1 protein-coding gene and 1 pseudogene are annotated in these 729 nt (G+C 25.1%); both read left to right on the top strand.

Annotated features, from left to right (window positions below):
- A pseudogene (locus FUA24_RS04120) lies at positions 1-294 on the top strand (lytic transglycosylase domain-containing protein); the annotation flags it as partial.
- A gap of 1 nt (position 295) precedes the next feature.
- A partial coding sequence (locus FUA24_RS04115; protein ID WP_187388160.1) for a PLDc N-terminal domain-containing protein occupies positions 296-729 on the top strand: 434 nt, incomplete at its 3' end.

The raw sequence follows: 729 nt of genomic DNA, 5'->3' as shown, positions 1-729 counted from the left end.
CTTGGTGAAGAAACAGGCCGATACTTGTTTAGAATTGTAGCTTTAAAAGAAATTTTATCTAATCCTGGTAAATACGGTTTCAATTTTAGAGAAAAAGATTTATATACCAACATTCCAACCTATAAAGTAGAAGTTGATACAGCTGTAACAGATTTTTCAAAGTTTGCCGAAAAGTTTGGCATAAACTATAAAATTTTAAAGTTGCATAACCCTTGGCTTCGCGAAAAGCATTTAAATAATAAATCTAGAAAGCTTTATCATATAGATATTCCAAAAGAAGGTTACTACCAATAATATGTTAGAATACATAAAACACAACTGGTGGAGTATTCTAATTATATTTAATTATTTAGTTGCGGCATCAGCTGTAATTACTGTAATACTTAAAAATTTAAACCCAACAAAAACACTATCCTACATTGTAGTTTTAGTGTTTTTTCCTTTTTTGGGTCTTATTGTTTATTATTTATTTGGGCAAGAATACCGTAAAAACAAAATATTTAGTAAAAAAGGTATAGTAAATAAAAATGTAATAAAAACAGTAAATAAAGAATTAGAGTTAAGCCAAAATCAATTTAATAAAATAGAAAATTATTTAGATGAAAAAGTAAAATTAGTTAAGTTGTTGCATAGCAATGAAAATGAACTTTTAACCTTAAATAATGATATTGAAATTATAATAAATGGTAATGATAAATTTGAAAAATTATTAGCTGATATTAATCAAGC

The sequence above is a fragment of the Seonamhaeicola marinus genome, assembly GCF_008085455.1.
This window is presented reverse-complemented; position numbering and strand designations above follow the sequence as displayed.